The sequence below is a fragment of the Bifidobacterium hominis genome (genome assembly GCF_040095915.1).
Lineage (GTDB): Bacteria > Actinomycetota > Actinomycetes > Actinomycetales > Bifidobacteriaceae > Bifidobacterium > Bifidobacterium hominis.
Genome location: NZ_JBBMFR010000004.1, coordinates 102,832 through 129,266 on the forward strand (window position 1 = coordinate 102,832; position 26,435 = coordinate 129,266).

The 26,435-nt window shown below is 56.8% G+C and carries 20 protein-coding genes and 1 tRNA gene; 9 read left to right on the forward strand and 12 right to left on the reverse strand.

Annotation, left to right across the window (positions count from 1 at the left end):
• Position 1: 1 nt before the first annotated feature.
• From atpA to WMO36_RS04355, 6 genes are all read right to left on the reverse strand, one after another.
• Positions 2-1,630, reverse strand: coding sequence for a F0F1 ATP synthase subunit alpha (gene atpA, locus WMO36_RS04330; protein WP_099571781.1), 1,629 nt, complete (start codon positions 1,628-1,630; stop codon positions 2-4).
• A gap of 71 nt (positions 1,631-1,701) precedes the next feature.
• A complete protein-coding gene (locus tag WMO36_RS04335) occupies positions 1,702-2,529 on the reverse strand; it encodes a F0F1 ATP synthase subunit delta (protein ID WP_337509110.1) in 828 nt (275 codons plus the stop codon).
• Positions 2,530-2,558: 29 nt separating this feature from the next.
• Complete coding sequence (locus WMO36_RS04340; protein WP_099571783.1) at positions 2,559-3,080, reverse strand: F0F1 ATP synthase subunit B; 522 nt, start codon at positions 3,078-3,080, stop codon at positions 2,559-2,561.
• 56 nt (positions 3,081-3,136) lie between these two features.
• Positions 3,137-3,364, reverse strand: a complete 228-nt coding sequence (gene atpE, locus WMO36_RS04345) for an ATP synthase F0 subunit C (RefSeq protein WP_003809874.1) — start codon at positions 3,362-3,364, stop codon at positions 3,137-3,139.
• Between the two features lie 56 nt (positions 3,365-3,420).
• Positions 3,421-4,230, reverse strand: coding sequence for a F0F1 ATP synthase subunit A (atpB, locus tag WMO36_RS04350; protein WP_144165300.1), 810 nt, complete (start codon positions 4,228-4,230; stop codon positions 3,421-3,423).
• Between the two features lie 498 nt (positions 4,231-4,728).
• A complete protein-coding gene (locus tag WMO36_RS04355) occupies positions 4,729-5,763 on the reverse strand; it encodes a homoserine O-succinyltransferase (protein ID WP_099571785.1) in 1,035 nt (344 codons plus the stop codon).
• A gap of 191 nt (positions 5,764-5,954) precedes the next feature.
• On the opposite strand from WMO36_RS04355, the gene WMO36_RS04360 reads away from it, so the two are divergent.
• Together WMO36_RS04360 and frc are read left to right on the forward strand one after the other, a co-directional pair.
• Positions 5,955-6,031, forward strand: a tRNA-Met gene (locus tag WMO36_RS04360).
• Positions 6,032-6,371: 340 nt separating this feature from the next.
• Positions 6,372-7,727, forward strand: coding sequence for a formyl-CoA transferase (gene frc, locus WMO36_RS04365; RefSeq protein ID WP_118233695.1), 1,356 nt, complete (start codon positions 6,372-6,374; stop codon positions 7,725-7,727).
• Between the two features lie 225 nt (positions 7,728-7,952).
• On the opposite strand, the gene WMO36_RS04370 is transcribed toward frc, so the two are convergent.
• The 3 genes from WMO36_RS04370 to WMO36_RS04380 all read right to left on the reverse strand — a co-directional run bounded on the left by WMO36_RS04370 (position 7,953) and on the right by WMO36_RS04380 (position 12,174).
• Positions 7,953-9,047, reverse strand: a complete 1,095-nt coding sequence (locus WMO36_RS04370) for an AEC family transporter (protein ID WP_099571949.1) — start codon at positions 9,045-9,047, stop codon at positions 7,953-7,955.
• Positions 9,048-9,220: 173 nt separating this feature from the next.
• Entirely contained in the window at positions 9,221-10,996 is a 1,776-nt protein-coding gene (gene oxc / locus WMO36_RS04375; RefSeq protein ID WP_099571996.1) for an oxalyl-CoA decarboxylase, read from the reverse strand.
• Positions 10,997-11,247: 251 nt separating this feature from the next.
• Complete coding sequence (locus WMO36_RS04380; RefSeq protein WP_349076952.1) at positions 11,248-12,174, reverse strand: hypothetical protein; 927 nt, start codon at positions 12,172-12,174, stop codon at positions 11,248-11,250.
• Positions 12,175-12,451: 277 nt separating this feature from the next.
• Between WMO36_RS04380 and WMO36_RS04385 the strand changes: the two genes are divergently transcribed.
• The 3 genes from WMO36_RS04385 to WMO36_RS04395 all read left to right on the forward strand — a co-directional run bounded on the left by WMO36_RS04385 (position 12,452) and on the right by WMO36_RS04395 (position 16,494).
• Entirely contained in the window at positions 12,452-14,719 is a 2,268-nt protein-coding gene (locus WMO36_RS04385) for a maltotransferase domain-containing protein (RefSeq protein WP_099571951.1), read from the forward strand.
• Positions 14,720-14,859: 140 nt separating this feature from the next.
• Entirely contained in the window at positions 14,860-15,354 is a 495-nt protein-coding gene (locus WMO36_RS04390; protein WP_099571952.1) for an inorganic diphosphatase, read from the forward strand.
• A 573-nt stretch (positions 15,355-15,927) separates the two neighbouring features.
• On the forward strand, positions 15,928-16,494 hold the full coding sequence (locus tag WMO36_RS04395; protein WP_144171219.1) for a manganese efflux pump MntP: 567 nt from the start codon (positions 15,928-15,930) through the stop codon (positions 16,492-16,494).
• A gap of 126 nt (positions 16,495-16,620) precedes the next feature.
• Here WMO36_RS04395 and WMO36_RS04400 read toward each other — a convergent pair whose 3' ends face one another.
• A complete protein-coding gene (locus WMO36_RS04400; RefSeq protein WP_144165292.1) occupies positions 16,621-17,382 on the reverse strand; it encodes a hypothetical protein in 762 nt (253 codons plus the stop codon).
• 174 nt (positions 17,383-17,556) lie between these two features.
• Here WMO36_RS04400 and WMO36_RS04405 point away from each other — a divergent pair, with 174 nt between their 5' ends.
• The 4 genes from WMO36_RS04405 (at position 17,557) to valS (ending at position 23,582) form a co-directional block, all read left to right on the forward strand.
• Positions 17,557-18,318: a winged helix-turn-helix transcriptional regulator gene (locus tag WMO36_RS04405; RefSeq protein ID WP_349076955.1), complete on the forward strand. Its 762-nt coding sequence runs from the start codon at positions 17,557-17,559 to the stop codon at positions 18,316-18,318.
• A gap of 168 nt (positions 18,319-18,486) precedes the next feature.
• Positions 18,487-19,116 carry an endonuclease III gene (nth, locus tag WMO36_RS04410; protein WP_294448364.1) on the forward strand — a complete coding sequence of 210 codons (630 nt, stop codon included), beginning with the start codon at positions 18,487-18,489 and terminating at the stop codon, positions 19,114-19,116.
• Positions 19,117-19,218: 102 nt separating this feature from the next.
• Positions 19,219-20,769 carry an ABC transporter substrate-binding protein gene (locus WMO36_RS04415; protein WP_144165288.1) on the forward strand — a complete coding sequence of 517 codons (1,551 nt, stop codon included), beginning with the start codon at positions 19,219-19,221 and terminating at the stop codon, positions 20,767-20,769.
• An 80-nt stretch (positions 20,770-20,849) separates the two neighbouring features.
• Entirely contained in the window at positions 20,850-23,582 is a 2,733-nt protein-coding gene (gene valS, locus WMO36_RS04420) for a valine--tRNA ligase (protein WP_349076957.1), read from the forward strand.
• Between the two features lie 390 nt (positions 23,583-23,972).
• On the opposite strand, the gene WMO36_RS04425 is transcribed toward valS, so the two are convergent.
• Positions 23,973-25,907, reverse strand: a complete 1,935-nt coding sequence (locus WMO36_RS04425; RefSeq protein WP_236824376.1) for a hypothetical protein — start codon at positions 25,905-25,907, stop codon at positions 23,973-23,975.
• Between the two features lie 106 nt (positions 25,908-26,013).
• Positions 26,014-26,427, reverse strand: a complete 414-nt coding sequence (locus WMO36_RS04430; RefSeq protein WP_099571960.1) for a chorismate mutase — start codon at positions 26,425-26,427, stop codon at positions 26,014-26,016.
• Positions 26,428-26,435 lie beyond the last annotated feature (8 nt).

The following is a 26,435-nucleotide window of genomic DNA, read 5'->3' on the forward strand; positions in this document are numbered from 1 at the left end:
ATCACTTCTCTCCTGCGACGATCTTTTCCTGCTCGACCGGAGTGGCGTTCTTGACGTCAGGCTTCTTCTCGACCAGCGGCTTGCCCGCGCTGGTCACGAAGGTCTCACGGAACGCTTCCACAGCCTTGTCGAGGGCGGCCTCGGTGTCGGCGGTGAAGTCTTCGGTCTCGCGGATGGTCTTGAGAATATCGGTGTTGTGGTCCAAGTAGTCCAGCATGGCCTTCTCGAACGGCAGCACGTCGTTCAGCGGCAGGTCATCCATCTTGCCATGGGTGCCGGCCCACACGGAGACGACTTCCTGTTCCATGGAATACGGGGAGAACTGCGGCTGCTTGAGCAGCTCGGTCAAGTGGGAGCCACGGTTCAGCTGGGCCTTCGAAGCCGCATCCAAGTCGGACGCGAACATGGCAAAGGATTCCAGAGAACGGTACTGGGCCAAGGAGATCTTCAACGTGCCGGAGACCTTCTTCAACGCCTTGGTCTGTGCCGCGCCACCGACTCGGGACACGGAGATGCCGACGTCGACAGCCGGACGCTGGTTCGCGTTGAACAGGTCGGACTGCAGGAAGATCTGACCGTCGGTGATGGAGATCACGTTGGTCGGAATGTATGCGGACACGTCGTTTGCCTTGGTTTCGACGATCGGCAGGCCGGTCATCGAACCGCCGCCGAGGTCATCGGAAACCTTGGCGCAGCGTTCGAGCAGACGGGAGTGCAGGTAGAACACATCGCCCGGGTATGCCTCACGTCCCGGCGGGCGGCGCAGCAGCAGGGAGATCGAACGGTAAGCCTCAGCCTGCTTCGACAGATCGTCGAAGACGATGAGCACGTGCTTGCCGTTGTACATCCAGTGCTGTCCGATGGCGGAACCGGTGTACGGTGCGATGTACTTGAAGCCTGCGGAATCGGAAGCCGGTGAGGCCACGATAGTGGTGTACTCCATGGCGCCGGATTCTTCGAGGGACTGCTTCACCGATGCGATGGTGGAGCCCTTCTGACCGATGGCCACGTAGATGCAGCGCACCTGCTTCTTCGGGTCGCCGGATTCCCAGTTACGCTTCTGGTTGATGATCGTATCGATTGCGATAGCGGTCTTACCGGTCTGGCGGTCGCCAATGATGAGCTGGCGCTGGCCACGGCCGATAGGCGTCATTGCGTCGATGGCCTTCAGACCGGTGGACATTGGCTCGTCAACCGGATGACGATGCATAACGTCAGGTGCCTGGGCCTCGAGAATACGACGGCCTTCGGTCTTGATCTCGCCAAGACCATCAATCGGGTTGCCTAGCGGGTCCACGACGCGGCCAAGGTAGCCGTCGCCGACGGGCACGGAGAGCACTTCGCCGGTACGACGCACTTCCTGGCCTTCCTCGATACCTGCGAAGTCGCCGAGGATAACCACACCGATCTCGCGGGCGTCAAGGTTGAACGCCAGGCCAAGCGTGCCGTCTTCGAAGGTCAGCAGCTCATTGGCCATGCAACCAGGCAGTCCCGTCACGTGCGCAATGCCGTCACCAGCAGTCGCGACATAACCGACTTCCTGGGTCGGGGTATCCGACGGCTTGTACGACTCGACGAACTCATCGAGCGCCTTGCGTATCGTGGTGGGATCAATGGTAAGTTCTGCCATGATCACTCCTTATTGTTGTTTATAAATTCAGTCAAGTCTTGTTTCAGGCTTGTTCACCGTGCGGCGAACCGTTAGGCGGTTGCCTTCACCGTGCGCTGAAGATGCTGCAGCTGTGCGACCACCGTGTTGTCGGTGACCTCGTCGCCCACCTGGATACGCATGCCACCCATGACGGTCGGATCGACCACAGAGTTGATGTGCACCGAATGGCCGGTCTTCACCGTATAGATGGCGACGAGCTTTTCCACCTGCTCCTTGCTCAACGGCGTTGCCGTGGTAACAGTGACCATCGATTCGCCCATATGACGGGAGAACTTGTTGATCAGCCACTGAATGGTCTGCAGGTAGCGGCGATTGCGCAGATTGCAGGTCGCGTGCTCGGCCAGACGCTTGGTCACCTTGGTGAAATCCGCATCACCAATCAGGCTGTACAGCAGCTTGACACGGGCTTCACTGGGAACGGTTGCGTCATACAGCTTGGTGCGCACGACCGGAAGGTTGAGCAGTGCGGAATGCAACTCGGCAAGCTCGACGGAGACCTGCAAAGTTGTATTGGTGTGGTCCGCGTAGTACATCATGCCGTCAACGCCGAAATCCTCGACGGCATTGGCGATATCAGACACGCGGCTCCAACGGCGGGACACCAGATCGGACATGATCTCCATCACCAGTGGATGGGCCTGATCCCCGATCAGGGTCTTGACTACCGCAACCTTGTCTTCGACTGGGCGCGACGGGTCGGTGAGGGCACGTTCAAGCTGGATGTTGTGGTCAAGCGCGCTGGTGATCGTGAACAGCTCGTTCCCGATACGCCATGCGTCCTCACCGCTGTTACGCAGCTTGGGGGCCAGCGAGTCACGCGAAACGCGATCTGCGATACGCGATGCTTCTCCTCGCATTGGTCACCTCCCTTTCTTGAAGGTTTCGATCACTTCTTGTCGCTGTCCATGTCGGCGATCATCTGGTCGATCATCGACGACTGCACATCGTTATTCTCGAGCTTGCTACCCAGGATCTTGCCGGCCAGTGCCGTTGCCAGCACGCCAACTTCACCCTTGAGGCTCACCAGAGCCTGCTGCTGCTGCGATTCGATGGAACGCTGAGCGGTAGCGGTGATCTGCGCCGCATCGCTTTCGGCACGGGTACGTGCGTCCGCGATGATGTGCGATGCCTCCGTACGTGCGTCGTCACGGATCTTGGATGCCTCGACGCGCGCCTTGCTCAGCTGAGCCTCGTACTTCGCCTTGGCTTCATCGGCATCCTTCTGGGCCTGTTCGGCCTTGGCGATGCCACCTTCGATCTTGGCAGCGCGCTCATCGAACACGGCCTGGAACTTCGGCAGGAAGAACTTGTAGAAGAACACGGCGACGATGATCAGAATGACCAACGACCAGAAAATGTCGTAGCTTTTCGGAAGGAACAATTCCATTTCGCTAGCTGCGGTCACCATAGTGTCTTCCTCCTTTCATGTTCGTTTGCGTCTTCGGTGTTACCTTGAATCAAGTCTTACTTGATGAAGGCGAGCACGAAGCCGAGCAGTGCCAGCACCTCGACGAATGCCAGGCCCAGGAACATGAGGGTCTGCAGACGGCTGCCGAGCTCAGGCTGGCGAGCGGTGCCTTCGATGGTCTTGCCGATCAGGATGCCCAGACCGATGCCAGGGCCGATGGCTGCGAGGCCGTAGCCAACGACGTTCAGGTTGCCGGCAACCTCAGCGAGGGTAACGATATCCATGATTGTTTCCTTTCTGGTTATTGCTTGACAAGAAGCAACAATTAAAAAGCCGGCGGTCAGTCGATCTCCGGATAGCTCATATTGATGTATGCGGTGGTCAGGATGGCGAAGATGTAAGCCTGCAGGCAGGCGACCAGCGCCTCGAACAGGAACATGAACATGCCAGCTGCGAAAGTGATGACGCCGAACGGCATGAACACCTTGTTCACCACATCAATGAGGAAGTACTGCGTGGCCGAAAGGCACAGCGCAAGAATCAAGTGGCCCGAAACCATGTTGGCGAACAGTCGGATCGTCAACGAGAACGGACGGATAATCAGCAGCTCAAGCAGCTGAATCGGGGACAGCAGAATGTAGATCGGGGCCGGAACGCCCTTCGGGAAGATCTCATCTCTCAGGAAGTGGCCGAGGCCCTTTTCACGAATGCCTGCAATCCAGTATTGGCAGAAGCACCACATGGCGAATACCAGCGGCAGCGTAATCGTTGCGCTTGCCGCGATATTGAAGCCTGGGATGATGCCACACAGATTGAAGACCAGCAACGTGCAGAACACGGTGGTGATCATCGGCACGTAACGCTTGCCGCGCAGCTCGCCCATCACCTGATAGACGATGTTGTCGCGGACGAATTCGATCAACCATTCGACTGCTCCCTGCCAACGGCTGGGGATGAGCTTTGCACGGCTTGCCGTAATTCCGAGAACCAGCAGCATGATGACGGTCGCAAGAATGCGAACGAGGATGATGCGGTTAATGGCGAACGGCGTGCCCTGAAAAACGAACGGATCGGGAAGGAAGTCATCGATACTGGGCATCTCGGGACCATCAGCGATGGTCAGCATGCCCTTCCCCAATGCACCAATCATTCACGCCTCCTGCTCTTGTGTCAGCTGTTAGTTTAGCCCAACAACCGAGTCGAATGTGACGTTCTGGTTACTTAACCAAAGCGTACTTCGAAGTATGCATCGACGCGACCGGAGTCCCGTGCGACGCATTCGACTCCGAATGGCTGGATAGGATTATTAGCCCGTGTCTAGACAACGTCCACACACTTGGAGTTTTCCTTACGGCCATTTAGTTTTTCCGGCGTTTCGCTTCAAGCTGGACTAACTAGACACGGCTCTGTGATTCGTCGGATAGTCGACGTTATCCAGCATACCGCATGTTTTCAGTAAAACGTTTCACCATATCTATCGAGTGTCGGAGATCTTTTAGACCAATTCAGCCAACACCGATAAATCACAGACGAATGCGATTGATACAAACAAAAAAGATGCACACAATCACGCGATTCGTATCACGCGGATTATCCGCATCTTCAGCACATCGACGGCTTCCGCAATGTTACGGAAGGGACCTTGGATTCAGTCGTGGATCACGCCGTAGCCGTCGCGCACGAACGGCGCGAACGCATCGACACGCGGCGAACCCGGCTGATGGCGAATCGAACGATCCGTGCCAAGACGCTTCTGCGCACGAAGCTGCGGAACCTCGCTCAAATCGTATGGCGTGGTCTGATACACCCAATTCAGCCAATTACGCCACAACAGATTCGCGTGGGCACGCCACGCGAACACCGGCTCAAGCTGTGGATCGTCATGCGGGAAGTAGTTTTCGGGGAACGGCACGTTCGTCATCCCCTTCTTCATATCGCGCTCATACTCCTCGGCCAAGGTGTACTTGCCGTACTCCCAGTGTCCAAGCGCGAACACCTCCGAAAAATCGCGGGTGGCGATCAGACCAGGACCGGATTTCGGACCCCACGTAAGCACCTGCAATTCGGGATTGCGGGCGACATCACCCTCGCTCACCCCTGCAAGGCGAGAATGCGGCTGCAGGCAGATCTCGTCGAAACCGTTCGTCAGGAAGCAGTATTCATCCTGCAAATACTGCGGAAACACACCGAAAATCTTCTCCGGAAGATTCTCTTTGCGCACGTTATAGCGGTAATTGAGCGCACCCATCGCACCCCAGCACAAATACATGGTGGAAAACACATGCGTGGAAGCCCAGTCGAGAATCTTTTTGAACTCATCCCAATAATCGACCTGCTCGAAATCAAGATGCTCGACGGGAGCACCCGTCACCACGAAGCCGTCGTAATAGTTGTCTTGGAACGCGTCGAGGGTTTCGTAAAACTTCACTAAATGGTCGGCGCTCACATGCGTACCCTTATGCGTGGAGGTCTTCATGAAATCGATCTCCACCTGCAGCGGACTCTTCGAAATCAGGCGCAGCAGCTGAGTTTCCGTCTCAACCTTCTTCGGCATGAGATTCAGGATCACCAACTTAAGCGGGCGCACACGCTGACGCTCCGCTTCGGGCTTTTCGAGCGCGAAAATACGCTCGGAGTCGAGAATGTCTCTGGCCGGAAGGCCGCTGGGAATCTTGATAGGCATGCTTCTATTATGGTGCGGAGTCGGATATGGCGCACTCCTCTGCGCCGGCGATCGGTCGAAACGGGTATAGGAAAAATGGATAACGCGCTATTCGTGGCGCTGTTTTACACGGCCAAACGAGCGCGACACGCCGATTTGACATATTTGGAAGTAATCGTAAAATTAATAGAGCTGTCTTAAAGACAAGCCGACGCGGGGTGGAGCAGCTCGGTAGCTCGCTGGGCTCATAACCCAGAGGTCCATGGTTCAAATCCATGCCCCGCTACCAACGAAAGCTAGGAATTGCAACAATTCCTAGCTTTTTTGTTTTCCGTCAAATCTCACCAAAACCAATTTCTGGACAAAATCTGGACAAAATCCGACAAAAACCGGGTATATCAGCCGAGTTCATCAATCGCATGTGCCGAAAGTATGGCGAAAATGCGCCGGATCCGCCAATCGCATGTGCCGAAAGCGAAGATTGCCGCTCAAGGCTGAAAATCCAACGTTCTCCAAGGTTGCACGCGCTACGTTGACCTCGCCAACCACATATCACCAGATATAAGGAGAACAAGGCAATGCATTATATGAATCAAGCGAACGCGCACAACGCGACGCAGGACACCACAATGCAAGACAGCGCAACGCACGATACGGCAACAAAGGCAACGCAGGACACCGCGCCACTGAAAGGCATCACCGTGATTGACTGGACGCAGGTGCAGTCCGGCCCGTCGTGCACCCAGATGCTCGCATGGATGGGCGCCGACGTCATCAAGGTGGAGAAGGTGCAGGGCGGAGATCCGACACGTAATGAAATGAACGACGTGGATGGCTCGTACTCCCTGTACTTCCTTCAGCTCAATGCCAACAAGAAATCCATCACGCTGAACATGAAAGATCCGGAAGGCAAGAAAATCCTCGCCGAACTCCTGAAGAAAGCCGACGTGTTCGTAGAGAATATCGGCCCGGGAGACGTGGAAAAGCTTGGTTTCGGATGGAATGACGTACATGCGATCAATCCGCGTCTGATCATGGCGTCGCTGAAGGGCTTCAACAAGGGCAGCCGGTTCGAGCATGTCAAGGCGTTCGAGCCGGTCGCGCAGTCCGCGGGCGGTGCCGCTTCCACCACCGGCTGGTATGACGGCGAGCGCAATGTGCCCACGCAGTCCGGCGCCGCATTGGGCGATTCCAACAGCGGAATGCATCTGCTGATCGCCATTCTTTCGGCGCTGTTGCAGCGCGAGCATACCGGTGAGGGTTGCTATGTGTACCAGTCGATGCAGAATGCGGTACTGAACTTGTGCCGTGTCAAGCTGCGCGACCAGTTGATTCTCGACCGTTTGGGCAAGCTTTCCTACTACGACTGCTACCCGAATTATGAGTGGGGCAAGCAAGGCAAAGCCATTCCGCGCGCAGCGAATGCGGAGGGTGGTTTGGTGCTTGGCTGGTGCTACCGCGCGAAAGGCTGGGAGCATGACCCGAACGCTTACGTATATATAGTGGTTCAACAGTCCAAGAAGGGCTTCGAGAATTTCTGCCATGCGATGGGATTCGAGGATTGGCTGACCGACCCGCGTTTCAATACCGCCAATGCGCGTGACGAGCATAAAACCGAGGTGTACCAGCGTGTTGAGGCGTACACCATGCAGTTCGACAAGTACACGCTGACCAAGGAATTAGGTGCGAAGGGCGTGCCGGTCGGCCCGGTGTTGGATTGGTATGAGTTGGAGAACGATCCTGATTTGAATGGGGATGGCACGATTGTGACCATTGACCAGCAGGATGCGCGCGGCGATTTCAAGACGATCGGCATGCCGTTTACGATGAGTAATTTCGTGCCGGATTACCAGCGTGCGCCGAAGCTGGGCGAGCATAACCGTGAGATTCTGCATGCGTTGGGATATGACGACGATCAGATCGCTTCGCTGCGTGATTCCGGTGTGATCGGCGGCAACGATGGTGTGCAGGCTGATTTGAAGTAACGCAAGTTAGCGCGCACTGGCGCACGAATAAGGGCGGATCACAAGATTCGCCCTTATTTGTTATGCGTCACATCCATTGCAGTCCACGCCCCGCACTTCCGCACACAATCACATGTCTTACGTCTTACGGTTTACCGTCACAAAAAGCGCATGCAGTAACGGAACGTTGGAATTTCAACGTTCCGTTACTATATGCGCTTCGTGAGCTACAGTGAGGATACTGAATCAGCCCACGCAGAAGGGGACGAGCCAGATCCACAGCAGACAGGTGGCCGCGAATGCCACCGTGGCGACGGCCGTGGTCGAGGCGCCTTCTTTTACATAAATGTTGTAACGGCTGGAAATAATGATGCCTGAGAACGCCGGCGGCAACGCGACCGCCATCACCAGCATCGAAATCTTGTTCATGTCACCGCCCATGCCACACAACAGCGCCACGCCAAGGAACACTGCAGGCGTCAGAATCAGGCGGAAGAACGTGTTCCAGATGGTTTCCCAACCGAGCGAGAATTTCACCGTGGAAAGCGCGAGGCCCGCGGAAAGCACGGCCACACCGGAATTCGCTTTGGCGATCAGATCGAAGGTCGGCGCCACCTGGCTTGGCACATGAATGCCCACCAACACTAGGAAAATGGCCAATAACGACGCCCAGCAGATCGGTTGCTTCAGTGCGTCGAGCAACGCCTGCAGATTGCCGTTGCGGTTCTTTCCTGTATTCGACGTGCCATGCACCATAAGTTCGGCGGTTTTGTCGGTTGCGGCATCTCGCGCCGGGTCAAGCGTGATATCGCCTTTTGCATTGACCTTTGCATTGACCGCGTTTTCGGCCTGCACGCTAAGCTTCGCTCGGTCTTTGGCCTGGCCGAGGTTGATCAGATACATGCCGATCGGAATGGTCACCACGTTGACCACGATGGAAATAATGGCTATGACGAGATTCGTGCTGACGGTGTTGCCGTAAATCGGATCAAGCACAGCGAATCCAAGGAAACCAATCGTCGGAGATCCTGCGATCAGAGCACAGACGGACGCCTCCTGAATGCTGTGGTGGAACAGCAACCGGCACAGGTAATAGCTCACCATAAACATGACGATGACGCCGATGAAACTGATGGCGGTCAATGTTGCGTCTTTCGCAAGCATTGCACGGGTCGATTTGATGATGGACACAAATAACGCCGCAGGAAGCGCGATATTCAACACAAGTTTATTAAGTCCCTGCCGCTGATCGTCATCAAAATAACTGAATTTTCCACAAATATACCCTAATGCCATAATGACAATAATTGGCACGATGTCGTCAACAAGTATGTTTATCACTGTCGTTCTTTCTTTATATTTTTTTCCATCTGCAATCTTCTGCAATATTGTTTGATTGCTGATATTCCGGATATTGCAGATACGTTGATCGGATCATTGGTTTTCAGGCAGAAAAAGTGGGCGCACGCATTCCACCGTTCGCACGCCCACATGTCATACCGACAGCCGATGCGCTACATGCGAGCGCCGGTCGCGTAGTCGTACATGGTGACTTCGGAATCAACGAGGGCTCCGACCACCGGCTTCGGATTCAACGCTCCGATATTGCCGGATTCCTTGCCCGCATACTGCGCGATCTGCACATGCACGAAGCTTGGCTTGCCTGATTCGACCGCCTCGCCGACCATGCGTTCGACTTCTTCCGGAGTGGTGGCGTAGTAACCTTTACCCCCGAACGCTTCGAGGACCTTCTCGTAATGCGCGTTGTAGGTAAGCGTCAGCGGCGACGGATCACCGTCCGCTCCAAGGTTTTCGAAGTCGCCGCGGTAGATACCGCCGTTGTTGAGCACCACGAAGGTGATGGGCAGCTGGTAGCGGCAGGCCACCTCCACTTCCATACCATCGAAGCCGAATGCGGAATCGCCGCCGATGTACAGCACTTTCTTGCCAGTGGAAAGCGCCGCGCCAATCGCATAGCCGGTGCCGCAGCCCATCACACCCCACGTGCCGCAGTCCAAACGATGGCGCGGTTCGAGCATGTCGATGATGTTGCGGCAATCATCGAGCGAATTGGCTCCCTCATTGGTGAGAATGAGATCTTCATGGTGTTTGTTGTACACCTTTTTGATGGCTCTCAAGGCGTTGAAATGGCTCATGGGCAGCTGATCGGATTGTTCGCGGGTTTCAAATTTCGCCACGTTTTTCGCGCTGGCTTCCTTCAGCACGTTCAGCCAGGTTTCGTCAGCTTTGAACGGGTATTCTTCCAGAGATCCGTTGAGCAGCGTCATGGCGGAACGAATATCCCCCACGATTGGTACGTCGATACTGCGCGTGTTTTCGATTTCTTCCGGATTGATGTCGATTTGGATGAATTTCACATGTTCGTTCCACGTTTTGCCCTGGCCGAACGACAGCATCCAGTTGAGTCGCGCGCCGACCAGCAATACCACGTCGGCGTTGCGTAGCGCGGTGGAACGGCAGCTTGCCGTGCTGTGTGGGTCGGTATCGGGCACTACGCCTTTGGCCATGGACATTGGCTGGAATGGAATATCCGTTTTCTTGACGAATTCGCGGATTTCCTCTTCGGCGCGGGCGATTGCGGCGCCTTTGCCGATCACCATGAGCGGACGTTCGGCCTGCTGCAGCAATGCGAGCGCCGCGTCGATGGATTCGCGTGCCGGCACCATGGCAGGGGCCGGGTCGGTTGCCGTCCACATCAGGCGGTCGGCTTCGCTTTGGCTCAGGGTCTGTGCCACGGTGTCATCGGGGAAATCGATGTACACCGCGCCTGGGCGTCCTGAAGAGGCGATATGCATGGCACGGGCCACCGCGAGCGGAATATCTTCGATGCGGTCGATGCGCAGCGAAGCCTTGCAGAACTGCTTGGCGTAGTTCATCTGGTCGAGGCCTTCGTATTCGCCTTCCTCAAGGTCGACCACATGGCGGGTTGAGGAGCCGCCGATCATGATGACCGGATAGCCGTTCACCGTGGCTTCCAGCAGTGCCGGTAGACCGTTGAGGAATCCAGGAGCAGATACCGTCAACGTGACAGCCGGCCGACCGGTGATGAATCCGTCGGCCGCGGCCGCGTTCACAGCGTCTTCCTCATGGCGCATGCCCACGAATCGCATACCCATGCCCTGCGCGATGCGCGCGAAATCGGTGACGGGAATGCCGACCACGCCATACATGTTTCGTATGCCGTTGGCCATCAGCACCCGCGCCAGATAATGCGGCGCATCGGTGACCTTCCGATCATCGGCTCCCTGCCGTTCGGCATCCGCACGCATGCTCGCGACCATCGTTTCATCTTCATGTTCTTCTGTCATCGCAACCTCCATTCGTATCGACGACGCCATGATTGTAGATACGTGAAAATGGGAGTTCGTCAGCAGAAAAATCTGTTCGTCTGCGGCTTAATTTCAACGTTTTCAGCATGATATAGCCGTATTCTCACGCACATGCGGAATATATTGCAGCTGAAATATCGCAACTCTCATCGAGAAGCCTCACCTCCGCGAGACGACATCATCGCCGCATATCATCGTCGCCGTACCGCATACAGCATGAACGCCCCGCAGCACATCACGGCAGCCGCCAAACCCAACACCAGCCCCATCGGACTTCCTGTCTGCGGCATTTCCTGATCGGGGGCATAAAGGTTATCGACATTGAACGTCAGCAGGCTATCCTCACGTTCCACCACATCGTTCAGCACCATCATTTTCTGCGCGGTGACGGCCTCATCCAATCCCACGGACTGGTATCCGACCTTGATATTGACCTCGCCGGCGCCCGTTGCATGCCAATACACGGTGGTTCCCTCCGGTTCGGCCCAGCCGACTGCCGTGGGCTCATCATCTTCGTCGAACACGGCCGGGCCTTCGATCGTCGCCGTGAATATGCCCTCGACCGGCTGGCCACTCGCATCCAGCAACTGCACGAACAGGCTTCCGGACCGCAATCCCTGCCGATCATCACGCGTCACCCTCGAAGAAACCGGCAGCTTGTTCGCGGCCTCCTCCCAAAGCTCGTTGACCTTGCTTTCCAGCCCGTCCATTACTGAGAAGAGGTATTGCTCATGCCTGGCCCACACCTTTTGGTCATCATAGTTGCGGTGCACCAGCACGCCGATCGCCGCATACGTAAGCACCGGCTCCCCGTCATATTGATATTCGGACAGCAGCCATGCGAGGCGCCGCGCCGCTTCCGTATTTTCCACGGTGGTGGTTTCAGTCACCCTATAGTCTGTCACGCTTTCGATTTGCCGGCAATAATAGAATTTGCCCGATTTCGATTCCGCGTTCACCCCGATCACATACGGTTTTCCATCAAGAAAATATTCGTAATGCTTGCCGTTCGCACGTAGCAGCTGTTCGGCGGCCAGCGCTGCCGGGCATGTCATCGTCACGATGATGGCGCAGACCGCCAATACCGCGGCCTGAATCGCAAGCATACGTCGCTTCATCGCATTCATTGCATCGTCCTTTCGATATGCACGTCGTTGTTGCCGTGATTCAACAGACTTGCATACTTGCGATTACCACATGGTCTTTTTCAAGGGTTGTGGTCGGAGGACGTTCTTTTTGCCGTTTTGTGGACAACTTCGCTTATCAGCAAACGTAACTTATCCACAAAAAACGTTTTACCAATCGTAGGTAAACAAGTTATCCACAAAGGGTGGAAAATCGCTGGTCGGAAGATAGTTCACCCAAATCCACCTTTTCTCCTCTATAATCGGCGGTATGGCAGAAGAAGATAAGAGCGCAGAACCGCGCACCACAACCAAACAATCAACCGTCAAGAAGACGACCGCCAAGGCGGAGTCATCAACATCTCAGACGCCTCACAAGCGCACTGCCGCCAAAAAACCTACGGCATCCACCGCTCGCAAGCGCACCACTAAGGCGAAGGCCGCCTCATCGCAAGTCGTAGGTGAAGCCCCAGCCCCCGTCATCGAACGCACCAGCCCCGAACAGTTCGGCCGCGTGAACGTGCTCGACATCACCCCGAACGTTGAGAACGGCCTGTTCCCGGCACGCGTGGAGCTCGGCGAAGCATTCAACGTCACCGCCCAAGTGTTCATCGAAGGCCGTACCAAGGCCGGAGCGACCGTGTCCGTGCGCAGCGCACGCGGCCGCGAGGTTGAACGTTTCGCCATGACCTGCACCAATCCGGGTCTTGACCGTTGGGAAGCCATGGTCAAGATCGGCGAGCACAGCGATCTGAAGCCGTGGGATTCCGACTATGCCGCCGTTAAGCGCCAGCTGGGTGAATGGCAGATCGTGGTTGAAGGCTGGGAAGACACCTACCAATCCTGGCTGCACGACGCCGCCATCAAGGTTGAAGTGAACGACGACGTGGAGAACGCGCTGGAATCCGGCGCACGACTGCTCGCACGTTGGGCCGATGCGAAGGATTCCAAGCTTTCCGCAGCCGACAAGAAGGTGCTGCGCGACGCTGCCAAGACCATAGAAAACAAGTCGCTGAGCGCCGAAGAGCGTCTCGCCGCAGCCCAGAGCAGCGACATCGAGCAGCTGCACGAAACCAACCCGCTGCGCGACGGCCTGTCCGAGTCGAATCCGCAGCGTTTCCGCGTGGAACGCCCGAAGTCCAGCTTCGCTTCCTGGTATCAGTTCTTCCCGCGTTCCGAAGGTGCCTACTACGGCGAAGACGGCAAGATCGTTCCCGGCAACCTCAAGACATCAATCGCCGGCTTGGAACGTGCCGCAGCCGAAGGCTTCAACATTGTGTATTTGCCGCCGATCTTCCCGATTGGCGTAACCAACCGCAAGGGACGTAACAATTCCCTGGTAGCCGGCCCGAACGATCCGGGCTCTCCGTTCGGCATCGGTTCCGAACTGGGTGGCCACGACACCGTTGACCCGCAGCTTGGCACCATGGACGATTTCAAGGCATTCTGCGAGCGTGCCCACGAGCTGGGCTTGGAAATCGCGCTTGATTTCGCTCTGCAGTGCTCTCCTGACCACCCGTGGGTTAAGGCGCATCCGAACTGGTTCCGCACCAAGCCGGACGGCACCATCGCATTCGCCGAGAATCCGCCGAAGAAGTATCAGGATATTTACCCGATCGATTTCAATGCCGACATGGAAGGCATCGAAAAAGAAGTCGAACGCATTATGGACCTGTGGGTCAAGGCGGGTGTGACGATCTTCCGCGTTGACAACCCTCACACCAAGCCGGTGCGTTTCTGGCAGGATGTGATCGCCGCCGTCACGAAGAAGCACCCGGAAGTGCTGTTCCTCGCCGAGGCGTTCACCCGTCCGGGCATGATGCGCGCGCTGAGCTATGCGGGCTTCACGCAGTCGCACTGCTACTTCCCATGGCGTAACACCAAGGAAGAGCTCGAAGAGTACTTCGAAGAGACCAACGGCGATGGCGGCTTCTACCAGCACAACACGTTCTGGCCCACCACTCCGGATATTCTCACCGCCTACGTGCGCGACAACGGCATCGCCGGTCACGCAGTGCGTGCGGTGCTCGCCGCTATGGGCAGCCCGAGCTGGGGTATTTACAACGGCTACGAGCTTATCGAAAACAAGCAGCGTCCGGGCTTCGAAGAGCAGATTGACAATGAGAAGTACGAAGTCAAGGTGCGCGACTGGGACAGCACCGAAAAGTACGGTATCGCCGAACTGCTGACCTCGCTCAACAAGATTCGTGACACTCACCCGGCATGCCGCAGCTACCACAATCTGCACATTCTGCCGAGCGACGATGCGGGCGTGATCGCATTCCTGCGCCAGACCCCGGCCGAACTGACCGGCACCGGCAAGGCAGACACGGTGATTGTGATCGTGAACCTCGACGGCCACAACGCGCACCAGTCCATCGTACATGTGGAGCTTGGCGACTTCGGTTTCGCCACCGACAAGCCGCTCAAGGTGCATGACGAGCTGACCGGCCGCGACTTCGAATGGGGTTACGACAACTACGTTTCGCTCGCCCCATGGGCCGACGTGGCACACGTGCTCACCGTTGTCGAAGACTGATTTTCAATCGATCTGATTAATCTCAGTCAGCTCAACTAGGAATTCGTTTCGATTCATGCCACAATACCGGTTCCACTTCGGCGGAAAGCGGTATTGTGGTTACTGGTAATGTAAACTGCCCAATCTCAAGGAGAAATGACATGGCAGAAACCTTCAACGTCGTGGTGGAAATTCCGCGCGGCTCCAAGAACAAGTACGAAGTGGATCACGAGACCGGCCGCGTGTTCCTGGACCGCACCCTGTTCACTTCCATGGGTTACCCGGATGACTACGGCTACATCGACGGCACTCTGGGCGAGGACGGCGATCCACTCGACGCACTCGTCATGATCCCGAACTCCGTGTTCCCGGGCTGCGTGGTGGAATGCCGCGCCGTTGGCCTGTACCACATGGTCGACGAGGCTGGCGGAGACGACAAGGTGCTGTGCGTGCCGGCTGACGTGCGTTTCGACGACATCAAGGATGTCGAAGACGTTTCCGAGTACCACAAGGCTGAAATCAAGCACTTCTTCGAGCAGTACAAGGCTCTGGAGCCGGGCAAGGAAGTGCTGCCGGGCGATTATTGGACCGGCGTCGAGAAGGCTGAAGCTGAGATCGTGGCCGCCCGCAAGCGCCTCGCCGAATCCGAGAAGTGATTTCCACGCCTTTCTAGATAGCTTTAGGTAGCAATCCAAGGAAAGCCCGTTGACATACGCACTCGCACACGTCAACGGGCTTTTGCATACCTTCCAACGTCCAGATTCCGCCAGTCACTGGAAGAATTCTCCCGCAAACCAGCCCCTCAGCGGGCAAAAACCTCCACTCACTGGAACAATCACCCCACTAACACGGCTTCCAGCGGGCAGATTCCCCAGTCACTGGAAGAAAATGCCCGCAAATCAACTTCTCAGCGGGCAGATTCCTCCACCGATTGGAGGAAAACGGACAAAACCATACCCTCCAAGTGTCCGGATTCCTCCAGCGAGTGGAAGAAACTGCCCGCCAAACCACCCAAACAGCACACCATACGCGCATACCATACGCGCATATTCGCTGGCGCCGCTATAGTGGAGCACGTAATTCACGGCATGCGAACAGTATTCGCAGAATTCAAAGCCCGCTGGCTGGCGCGGCAGTTCTATGTCGGTACCCCTAGGCGTAGGCGGACGTGAGACTCCGTCGAGGCCCATCCCGTGGGACGACCGGCGGGATGAACCTATATACCAGCTATGTTGATTCAAACATTACTTATTGCCGTTTCCGTATCGATGGACGCATTCGCCGTTTCCATCGGCAAAGGTCTCACCGTCAAAAAACTGCGTGACCTCGACGCGTTCAAAACCGCCCTCTGGTTCGGCGGATTTCAGGCGCTTTTCCCACTGCTCGGCTATTTTGCCGCCTCCACGTTCAGCAAATACGTGACCACAGTCGATCATTGGATCATTTTCGTCCTGCTCGCCCTCATCGGTGGCAACATGGTGCGTGAAGCATTCGAAGAGGATGAGGAAAACGCCAAGGAAACCGCTGATTTCGATTGGAAACACATGCTTCCGCTCGCCGTAGCCTGCAGCATCGACGCATTCGCCGTTGGTGTCAGCTTCGCATTCATGTCGCTGAATATTTGGATTTCAGTGATCATCATCGGCATCACCACCGGCCTGTTCTCCGCAGCCGGCCTGTATATCGGCCGCGCATTCGGCTCGCACTGGCAGAAGCCCGCACAGATCGCGGGTGGCATCGTGCTTATTCTGATCGGGGTGAAAGTACTGCTGGAACATCTCGGATTCCTCGCATAACAATCGCAAGTCAGATAAAAAACAGATATACAAACTACAGCAAAAGCCCGTGATCGCACATGATTACGGGCTTTTGCATTACGATTATTTTCTTATGATTGCTTTCCCACGATTGAAAGAATCGCATTACCAAAGTATGACGTTCGCATACGATGCAAGGCCGACCACAATTCCGGAAATCATAACCGGCAACAGCGCGATGCCAATCCACGGATTCTTGGATTGCGGATCAGGATCGGCATTACGATTCCACCAATACGAGCACGCATCGAGCGCAACAATCAGCAACAGCGACACGATTACGGAGACAATCCACGCAGGATTCACGGCAAACTCGGTGGAAGCCGCGTTTTCACCGGAACGAATCGGCAGCAGCGTCGACAAGAAACACCAGCCCGCGCTGCCAATCATGGCAACGCCTTCCACAACATTGTGCGACAGCGAACGAATCAGATGCGTACGGTTCTCACGCGCCATCTGACGTCCGAACGAAACCACAATCAGCAGGATCAACAGACCACCAACACCGGCAATCCAACCTTCCTGCATCCAAAATGTGTCTTCGCCACCCAAATCGGCGGGGAAAATCGTGCGACCAAGCATCACCGTCGTGGCGCACATCACGGAAAGCAATCCCGCAACCACGGAAATCGCATGCCCCGCAACACCATCGCGGAACGGGTTGAACACGGCAAGCAGCGCAATCATCGCCACGGAAGCCGCAACAGTGAACGACACGATCGCAGGCTCTTCCGTATTCCCATAGGAAATGCCGGGAATCAGCGCAAGCACAACCAGCACCACATATGCGGCGATTTGGATGGCAAGCACCTTGCCGAACGAGGCTTTCTGAGCCGACTTGACGGCAACTTTTTCAGAGGCGGTCATTTCGTCCCCTTTTCATGATTTTCCATAATGTGGTCATTACGTATGCAATACCATTAAATGTAGCCGCAAGTGTCCACATAGTTCAGATAAAATTAACGAAACGCCGATAACACACAACAAGAGTACAATCGCGGCAACAACGCAAAACCAACACAAGAGACAAAGGGAGCTAACGTGACGGATCTGACGCTTATGACGTTCGCTAGCGACCCAGCTACCGTGCTTCCTTCTCTGGCGTTGCTTTCCCACCGCGTGCGCGTTCTGCCGATGGATGCGGCGAGCCTGGTGAAAATGCCGGAAAACACCGTTCTTTTCCTTGATGCGCGAGACGACCTGGCCACGGCGAAAACGCTGTGCCGCCTGATCCACGCCTCCGGACTTTCCACGCCAATCGTGCTTATCCTCACCGAGGGCGGGTTCACCGTGGTCAATTCGCAGTGGGGCATCGCCGACGTGGTAGTGGCATCCGCCTCTCCGGCCGAGGTCGAGGGGCGCCTTCGCCTGGTGTCGGAACGCGGCAACTCGCCGATCAACGCAGTGTACGGTTCCCGCGAATCGGGCGTGCAGAACGAAGACGGCATGATCCGCTCCGGAGACTTGGTGGTGGACACCAACGGCTACACGGCAAGTCTGCACGGGCATCCGATCGACTTGGCATACAAGGAGTTCGAGCTTCTCAAGTATCTCGTGCAGCACCCGGGGCGCGTGTTCACCCGCGCGCAACTGCTGCAGGAGGTGTGGGGCTACGACTATTACGGCGGAACCCGTACGGTTGACGTGCATATCCGTCGCCTTCGTGCCAAGCTGGGCGGCGAATACGAGCATGTCATCGGCACTGTGCGCAATGTCGGCTATCGTTTCGACCCTCCCGAAGAGGAAGAGAGCGAAGCTGCAGCCAAGGATGCCGCAGCCCGTAACGCTTCGGAAGAAGACTGATTTTTCTTACTATCCGTTTGCTTTGCAGACGGTTTGCAATATCCGCTTTTTACAATTGCCTGCGATTTGACTGTCGGCCGTTTTGCTTTCGTGCGTGCGATTGTGTTGCTCATGCGACGGTAGACTGGTAGCGTGCCCAAGGAATCGAAACAAGCGCGACTGTCACGCATGCATCAGGAATACGCAGTGTTGTGCGAGGAGATTCCGCATCCGAAATGTGCGCTGAATTTTTCGAATCCTTTTGAATTGCTGGTGGCGACCGTATTGAGCGCGCAAACCACCGACAAGCGGGTGAATATGGTCACGCCGGAATTATTCGACGAATATCCAGGTCCAGACGCACTTGCGAACGCCAATCCCGAACATGTGGAAAGCATCATTCATTCCATCGGATTTCATCGCACGAAAGCAAAGAACATCATCGGACTTTCTTACGCATTGTGCGAACGGTTCGATGGCGAAGTGCCGCAAAATATGGACTCTTTGACAAGTCTGCCGGGCGTGGGGCGCAAAACCGCGAATGTGGTGCTTGGGAACGCTTTTGGCGTGCCGGGTTTTCCTGTTGACACGCATGTGATTCGTGTGACCGGTCGACTGCGCTGGCGTTCGGATTGGGCGAGCGGCTCTCCTGATCCCAAGGCCATTGAGCGTGAGATCACCGCATGCTTCCCGCCCGAGGAGTGGACGGATCTGTCTCACAGGCTGATACTGCACGGTCGTGCCATATGCCATGCTCGTAAGCCGGACTGCCTGAACTGCCCGCTTAACGACACCTGCCCCAGCGCATTCGCAGCATAGTTCCGTATCGGCCCTCCCAATGGGGTGATTCTCCCACTCACTGGAATAATCATCCCGTAGATGCGGCACCCGCTGTAGCACGTGTCAACTAGACTCGGCAGCATGGAAGAAGAAAACGGGCGGGAAGCCAAGCTGAAAGCCGAAATCACGCGGTGGCTGATCTTTTTCGGCGTTGCCATCATGCTCAGCGTCATGACCTGGCTGGGCTGGTCGCTGACGAACCGCAAAAGCCCGATCGCATCATTCACCACGCTCGTTTCCGACTCCTCCGTCGCCATCGGCATACAAGGCAGCGCGCCGGAATCGCTTGACATCCGCAGCGAACAGGGCACTGCAATAGAGCAGGCACTGCTCGAAAACGTGTACGAAACCTTGGTGTCACGCAGCGAAACCAACAAACTGCAGCCGTCAATCGCCAAATCATGGCAGATTTCCGACGACGGACTGACCTACACGTTCACGCTCAACACCAACATGACCTTCGCCAACGGTCACAAACTCGACTCGTCGGACGTGGTCTGGTCGCTGCAAAACGTCATCAACAACAATTACGTGGACGCCGACCAGCTCGGCGATCTCAAGGAAATCACCAATCCCGACGAAAACACAGTAGTCATCACCCTTAATCAGCCAAATCCAAGGCTTTTGCGCGCACTCAGCGGGCGCGCCGGCATCGTCTACGACGAGGAAAGCAAGGCGGATTACAGTAAGAAGGCCGTGGGATCGGGACCGTTCACCGTGGAAGCCTCGTCGAAAACACAGATCGTGCTGCAGCGCAACGACTCGTATTGGGGCACCAAAGCCGCCGCATCGCAAATAACGCTGTATTACTATGCTTCCGAAGATTCGCTGGTCAGCGCCATGGAAGCCAAGAAAATCAGCATGGCATTGCCGTTGAGCGCATCGACGGCGGACGAGCTCAACCAGCAAAGCGGTATCAACTCCGACAGCGGCATCAGCTTCGACAAAGTGATGCTCGCCTTCAACAACGGCACTGAAAGCCCATTCTCCGACGAGCAGATCCGCAAAATGACACGGTACGCCATCGACGCCCAATCCATCGCCAAAGACGCTCCGGACGCCTATTCGCCGCTCGGCGGTCCGATCAGCCCGCTGGAAGACGGCTATGAGGACTTGAGCGAACTGTTCCCCTACAATCTTGAGCAGGGCCAGCAGATGCGCAGCTATTTCGGCGCCAACTATATCGCAGACATCAATCTGTTGGTACCCAAGGAATACGAGCAGATCGGCAATACCGTGAAATCGGCGATCGAACAGCTCAATATCGGCGTCAATATGGAAGTGCTTGATTCCGCGGCACAAGTCACGGAACGTATGAACGCCGGCACGTACAATATCGCGCTCACCACCATGAGCGGCGAAAACGATGCGAGCGTATTCACCGACGGCCAAAGCGTATTCCATTATGAGAATGGCGATGCGCAGCAAGCATATGCGGATGCGATGGCAGCCACCAACGACAACGATTATCAGAATCGCATGCGCACGTATGCACGCACCGTCAGCGAGAACGCGGCAAGCGACTGGCTGTACACGCGTAAGAATTTCATTGCGGTAAGCGACCAGTTGCAGGGATATCCGAAAAATCTGACCGACCGACTGCTTCCGTTGAGCAGAATAAAACTGCACTGATTTCCCTGCGATTATTTCGCGATTTCGGCATTCGGTTGCGGTTCCGTAAGTTGTCACATTCGCTTTCTAGACTAGCCTTTATGACTGAAAGCCAAGATAATACCATCAACGCGAACCTCACGCCGCTGCCCGACAAGGTCGGCGTGGACGGTCTCGAAGACAAGTGGCGCGGAGTCTGGGACGAAAACGAAGTCTACAAGTTCCAGGGCACCCGCGACCGCAAGGCCGTCTATTCCATTGACACCCCGCCGCCCACCGTTTCCGGCCACCTGCACGTGGGCCACGTGTTCTCGTACACGCATACCGATGTGATCGCGCGATTCAAGCGCATGAACGGCTACGACGTGTTCTATCCGATGGGCTGGGACGACAACGGCCTGCCGACCGAACGCCGCGTGCAGAACTATTACGGCGTGCGCGTGGACACCTCCCTCAAGTACGATCCTGATTTCGTGCCGCCGTTCGAAGGCACCGATGGCAAGAAGATCGACGCCAAGGATCAGGTTCCGATCTCCCGTAAGAACTTCATCGAACTGTGTGAGAAGCTCACCGCTCAGGATGAGAAGCAGTTCGAGGCGCTATGGCGCTCCCTCGGTCTGTCCATCGACTGGACGCAGACCTACCACACCATCGGCGAGCACCCGCAGCGCGTGGCTCAGAAGGCATTCCTGCGCAATCTAGCCCGCGGCGAAGCATACCAGAAAGATGCTCCGGGTCTGTGGGACGTGACCTTCCAGACCGCAGTGGCCCAGGCCGAACTGGAATCCCGCGAGTACCCGGGTTTCTACCACAAGGTGGCCTTCCGTTTCGAAGACGGCACTCCGATCTACATCGAAACCACCCGTCCGGAACTGCTGGCAGCCTGCGGCGCACTGATCGCGCATCCGGACGATGAGCGTTACAAGCAGTATTTCGGCCAGTACGTCTACTCCCCGCTGTTCCACGTGAAGGTGCCGATTCTGGCGCACAAGGCCGCGGAAATGGACAAGGGCGCAGGCATCGCCATGTGCTGTACGTTCGGCGACGTGACCGACGTCGAATGGTGGCGTGACCTGAACCTGCCGTTGCGTTCCATCATCCAGCGCAACGGACGCATCGTCATGGATACTCCGGATTGGATCGAAGACGAGGAAGGCCAGCGCATCTTCCAAGAGACCGCCGGCAAGACGACGTTCTCCGCACGCAAGGTCATCGTCGACGCACTGCGCGAATCCGGCGATCTTGACGGTGAGCCGACTCCAACCAAGCGTATGACCAACTTCTATGAGAAGGGCGACAAGCCGCTCGAAATCGTCACTTCCCGCCAGTGGTACCTCAAGAACGGCGGCACCGACGAGAAGCTGAACGCCGAACTCATCGAACGCGGTAAGGAACTCAACTTCCACCCCGACTTTATGCGCGTGCGCTACGAGAACTGGGTGCACGGCCTGAACGGCGACTGGCTGATTTCCCGCCAGCGCTTCTTCGGCGTCCCGTTCCCACTGTGGTACCCGGTGAAGGAAGACGGTACCCCGGATTACGATCACCCGATCACCCCGAGCGAAGACATCCTGCCGATCGATCCGACCGACGATGTGCCGGAAGGCTACACCGAGGACCAGCGTGACGTACCCGGCGGTTTCACCGCCGAGCCCGACATCATGGACACCTGGGCCACTTCCTCCCTCACCCCGCAGATCGTGACCCGTTGGGAAGAGCCAGGCGAAGAGAACCAGGCGATTTTCAACGCCACGTTCCCAATGGATCTGCGCCCGCAGGGTCAGGACATCATCCGTACCTGGCTGTTCTCCACCGTGGATCGCGCGCATCTTGAAAACAAGTGTCTGCCGTGGTCCAACGCCACCCTGTCTGGCTGGATTCTCGATCCGGACCACAAGAAGATGTCGAAGTCCAAGGGCAACGTGGTCGTGCCAGACAAGCCGATCAAGCAGTTCGGCGCCGACGCGGTGCGCTATTGGGCCGCTGCGGCACGTTTGGGCCTGGATGCCACCTACGACGAAGGCCAGATGAAGATCGGCCGCCGTTTGGCCATCAAGCTGCTCAACGCCACCAAGTTCGCACTGGCCATCGGACGTGAGGATGAGAACCATCATGTGGGCGCTCCGGCAACCGCAAGCTGGAACCCGGCCGACGTGACCGAGCCGCTGGACCGCGCAGCCATGGCCAAGATGGCTCTCGTGGTGCGCGAAGCCACCGAAAACCTCAACAACTACGAGCATTCCAAGGCTTTGGAAGTCATCGAGAACTACTTCTGGCAGTTCTGCGACGATTACATCGAACTGGTCAAGAACCGCGCGTACGGCACCGCCGACGCCACCGGCCGAGTGCCGAGCGAGAAGGCCGTGAAGTCCGCCCGCACCGCACTGGGACTGGGCTTGGATGCCTTCGCACGCCTGCTGGCACCGTACCTGCCGTACGCCACCGAAGAAGTGTGGAGCTGGATGCATGAGGGCGAAGGCTCCGTGCACCACGCCGCATGGCCGAAGGCTGAAACGTACGATGCGGCCGCCGCAGCCATCTCCCCGGAGCTGCTCACCCATGCCGGTGAAGCGCTGGCCGCGCTGCGTGGCATCAAGTCGAAGGCCAAGGTTTCGATGAAGACCCCGATCCTTTCCGTGCAGCTAGGCGTTTCCGATGAAGCGCGCGAATCCATCGAAAGTGCATTGGGCGATATTGCCGAAGCCGGTCGCGTGGTCGGACGCATCTCCTTCACCTCGCCTGCAGCAGCCGAAGGTGAGGACGAGGCCGCAACCGACGTGACAATCGTTGAAAGCGAGCTGGGCGAGCCGCCGGCAAAGAAACCTAAGAAGTAATCTTCTGAAATCATATCGGCCGACGGTTCTCACGGGACTGCCGGCTGACGGTAAAGCCTCCTTTTGTATTGCCCCGCATTGCGGATTTCGGTATCGCAAAAGGAGGTTTTATCGTATTCTTATGCTTTTCCAAATCGCAATCGATGCATGGTCGGGGTTGCGAAAATCACATTCCCTGCCAGAATATGCACCCCCGTACTCGAAAAAGCCGCATTCCCGATGTGCAATCGCAGTCAACGCACGCAAGAGGGCATCAAAGCGGCGTTCCAAGCCGAAATACGTACCCCCGTATCCGAAAAACCGGGAAAACCAATCCAGATCGATCTTATTCATGAATGGGGGCCGCGCCAAAACAACCACAAATCACACCCATCAGCGGAAACAGCCAATCTACAGTATCGGGACAGCCAGCAAATACTGCGCGACGCCAGTCGCCTTTGCGGGGCCAGCCGACAGTCCAGACTGCATCGCACCGTCCAAAATCTCGGCCGCGGCAGCCAACTCAACCGTCTCGTCGATCAAATCGCCATTATTTGGCGCAAACTCGCTTTTCGCCAAACCGTAGCCCGAAATCGGCATCGAGCCGGCGGATTCGGAACCGCCATCCGAAGCGACGGAATCGCCCTTCTTCGTGGAGCCATCCACTCCCCCAACCTTCGCCACGTTCTTCGACGTGACGTCCGCGGCCGCGCCGAATGACGGACGCAATCCACCCGCATAGCTCATCACATCGTCCATGCTGATGGCGTTCTTGTCGTCAACCAAGCTGGAGGAATCGGCGGCATCGCCCTTGGTCTGCACCCGTTCCGCCTTGTGCTGAGCCTTGGCGCGCGACTTCTCGGCCTTCGCGCACAACGCACGCCCAGCCGAAACGGCGCGCATTGAATCAAGCACCGAAGAGCCGTCAGCAGCGTTGGAATCCGATGTCTCGTCATCCGAATCCAGCTGGTCAGCAAACCGCACGATGATCTGATGGAACGCGCTGGCCTGCCCGATATGCTCGCTAGCGTCCGCCAGCGCGGTCATCGCGGCGGAGACTTTGTCGGATGCGGTTTTGAGCTTCTCATTGCCCTTGATGCCGGCACGCACGTCGGCGATCGCCTGGTTTTCGTATTCGGACGCGGTGCCGGTGGTGGCGCCCAGTTCCTTGAGTCGAGCCGTGTATGCGTCGGTGAAGTCCATCGAATACGGAATCATCGCGGAGGACAGCTGTGACTGGCCGACGCTGTAATCCTTGGAGCCGCGCTGCTGCTCCTCACCCGCGCGTTTACCGAGCTCTCTCACCAGCCCGGATGTGCCGCGCTGTTCGATGGTGCGGATCACCTCGTCGACCGCATCAGCGGCACCAATATGTCGGTAGGCGGCGCTCACGTCGTTGACGACGTTGGCAAGATCCGCCACGGACTTGGCTACGGGAGTGTCGCCGTTCAACTCGGATGCGGTGCCGAGAATGGCGGACAGCTGCGTGGAATTGCCGAGTGAGCCGGACAGATGCGTGGTATACGAGCCGACATACGCCTCGACATAGGCGTCGAACGCCTGCTCATGCGCTTTGGAACGCGTTGAGATGGTCTGTTTGGCGATCGCTTTTTCGTTGTCCCGAAGCCTTTCCAGTTGAGAAATGAGCTTGCGGTTGTGCTGCGAACCAACGTTGGTCAACCCGTCCACCAGCGTCGCCGCACGCTTGGTGAGATCAGGCAGCGATTGGCCAGCATCGCCATCCACCGCGGCGACGGCCAGCGAGCTCATGGAGAAACGATTCGCCGTCACATACGTGTTAAATGTTAGATCCTCACCGGGTTTGCCGGCTGCGGCCACCAGTGTCGAAGTGTTGTCCGACGAAACGGCCACACCGTCATCAGCGGTCACGTCATTGCCGACGCGGCTGGGGATGGTGAAAGCGACGATCGGTGTCAAATCGGCCGTTTTGTCGGCATCAACGGCATGCAGGGCGATGCGAACGCCAACCATTCCGGAAGCGCCGGAAATTTCGGAAGCGCTCACATTGGGACCGTCAAGAGTGAACGTGGCGGACACTTTCCACGGCATTGCCACAGTGCCTTTGGGAACGCGCTGTGATGCGTGCGATGCAGAAGTTCCGCTCTGGGTCAGGAAAAGACGGCCAGGCTTGTCGATGGATTCATACGCGCTCATCACGTCACTTTGCGTCGCCTCGACCGCATATTGCCTGTTCTGCCGAACGAACGTCGCCACATTGGCCGCATCGACGGCCGCGACCGGAATCGCGGCGACAAGCGCCACAGCAGTAGCCGCGGAAAGATGGCGACGGATGTCCCGTGGATGAATCGTAAGTGCGTGATGCATGCCGAGCCTCTCAATCGCAATTACAAATGCCTGAAATACTTTCCAAAGCATTCAATGTAGCGCCCGGCATGCCCCGAAATACTTGTTTTTGCCGAAAACAGACAGGTCAGGCGAATACGTCGAGCACGCCCGGATCTCCACCGTTTTCGGCGATGCGCTTATGCCTACGCTTGGCTTCGGTCACCACGAATTCGCGGTACATTTCGGCGATATCAGGGTCAAGACCCGCGTCGACGGCATTGCGATGCAGACGCTCGATCTGATAGTCTTCACGCTTGTAATCGGCCGGCGCGAAGCCCGCACGTGCCTTCAGCACGCCCACTTGGGACGTGTATTTGAAGCGTTCCGCCAGCAGGGAGACGATGGCCGTGTCGACATTGTCGATCGACTGGCGCAACGCGGCGATTTTCGCCACGGCGTCGGCAACCTCAGGATTGTTTTGCGCGGTACCCGCGTCGATGATGGTTTCGGTTTCGTGTTCTTCTTCTGGCCGAAGCCAGTCGTGTTCGCTATCGCTCATGCGTACAA

Bases quoted from the DNA above. Each gene is read 5' to 3' on its own strand.
- atpA (WP_099571781.1), bottom strand. From the start codon at position 1,630: ATGGCAGAACTTACCATTGATCCCACCACGATACGCAAGGCGCTCGAT.
- WMO36_RS04335 (WP_337509110.1), bottom strand. From the start codon at position 2,529: ATGCGAGGAGAAGCATCGCGTATCGCAGATCGCGTTTCGCGTGACTCG.
- WMO36_RS04340 (WP_099571783.1), bottom strand. From the start codon at position 3,080: ATGGTGACCGCAGCTAGCGAAATGGAATTGTTCCTTCCGAAAAGCTAC.
- atpE (WP_003809874.1), bottom strand. From the start codon at position 3,364: ATGGATATCGTTACCCTCGCTGAGGTTGCCGGCAACCTGAACGTCGTT.
- atpB (WP_144165300.1), bottom strand. From the start codon at position 4,230: ATGATTGGTGCATTGGGGAAGGGCATGCTGACCATCGCTGATGGTCCC.
- WMO36_RS04355 (WP_099571785.1), bottom strand. From the start codon at position 5,763: ATGCCTATCAAGATTCCCAGCGGCCTTCCGGCCAGAGACATTCTCGAC.
- frc (WP_118233695.1), top strand. From the start codon at position 6,372: ATGCAAGACAGCGCAACGCACGATACGGCAACAAAGGCAACGCAGGAC.
- oxc (WP_099571996.1), bottom strand. From the start codon at position 10,996: ATGCGTGCGGATGCCGAACGGCAGGGAGCCGATGATCGGAAGGTCACC.
- WMO36_RS04380 (WP_349076952.1), bottom strand. From the start codon at position 12,174: ATGAAGCGACGTATGCTTGCGATTCAGGCCGCGGTATTGGCGGTCTGC.
- WMO36_RS04385 (WP_099571951.1), top strand. From the start codon at position 12,452: ATGGCAGAAGAAGATAAGAGCGCAGAACCGCGCACCACAACCAAACAA.
- WMO36_RS04390 (WP_099571952.1), top strand. From the start codon at position 14,860: ATGGCAGAAACCTTCAACGTCGTGGTGGAAATTCCGCGCGGCTCCAAG.
- WMO36_RS04395 (WP_144171219.1), top strand. From the start codon at position 15,928: ATGTTGATTCAAACATTACTTATTGCCGTTTCCGTATCGATGGACGCA.
- WMO36_RS04400 (WP_144165292.1), bottom strand. From the start codon at position 17,382: ATGACCGCCTCTGAAAAAGTTGCCGTCAAGTCGGCTCAGAAAGCCTCG.
- nth (WP_294448364.1), top strand. From the start codon at position 18,487: ATGCATCAGGAATACGCAGTGTTGTGCGAGGAGATTCCGCATCCGAAA.
- WMO36_RS04415 (WP_144165288.1), top strand. From the start codon at position 19,219: ATGGAAGAAGAAAACGGGCGGGAAGCCAAGCTGAAAGCCGAAATCACG.
- valS (WP_349076957.1), top strand. From the start codon at position 20,850: ATGACTGAAAGCCAAGATAATACCATCAACGCGAACCTCACGCCGCTG.
- WMO36_RS04425 (WP_236824376.1), bottom strand. From the start codon at position 25,907: ATGCATCACGCACTTACGATTCATCCACGGGACATCCGTCGCCATCTT.
- WMO36_RS04430 (WP_099571960.1), bottom strand. From the start codon at position 26,427: ATGAGCGATAGCGAACACGACTGGCTTCGGCCAGAAGAAGAACACGAA.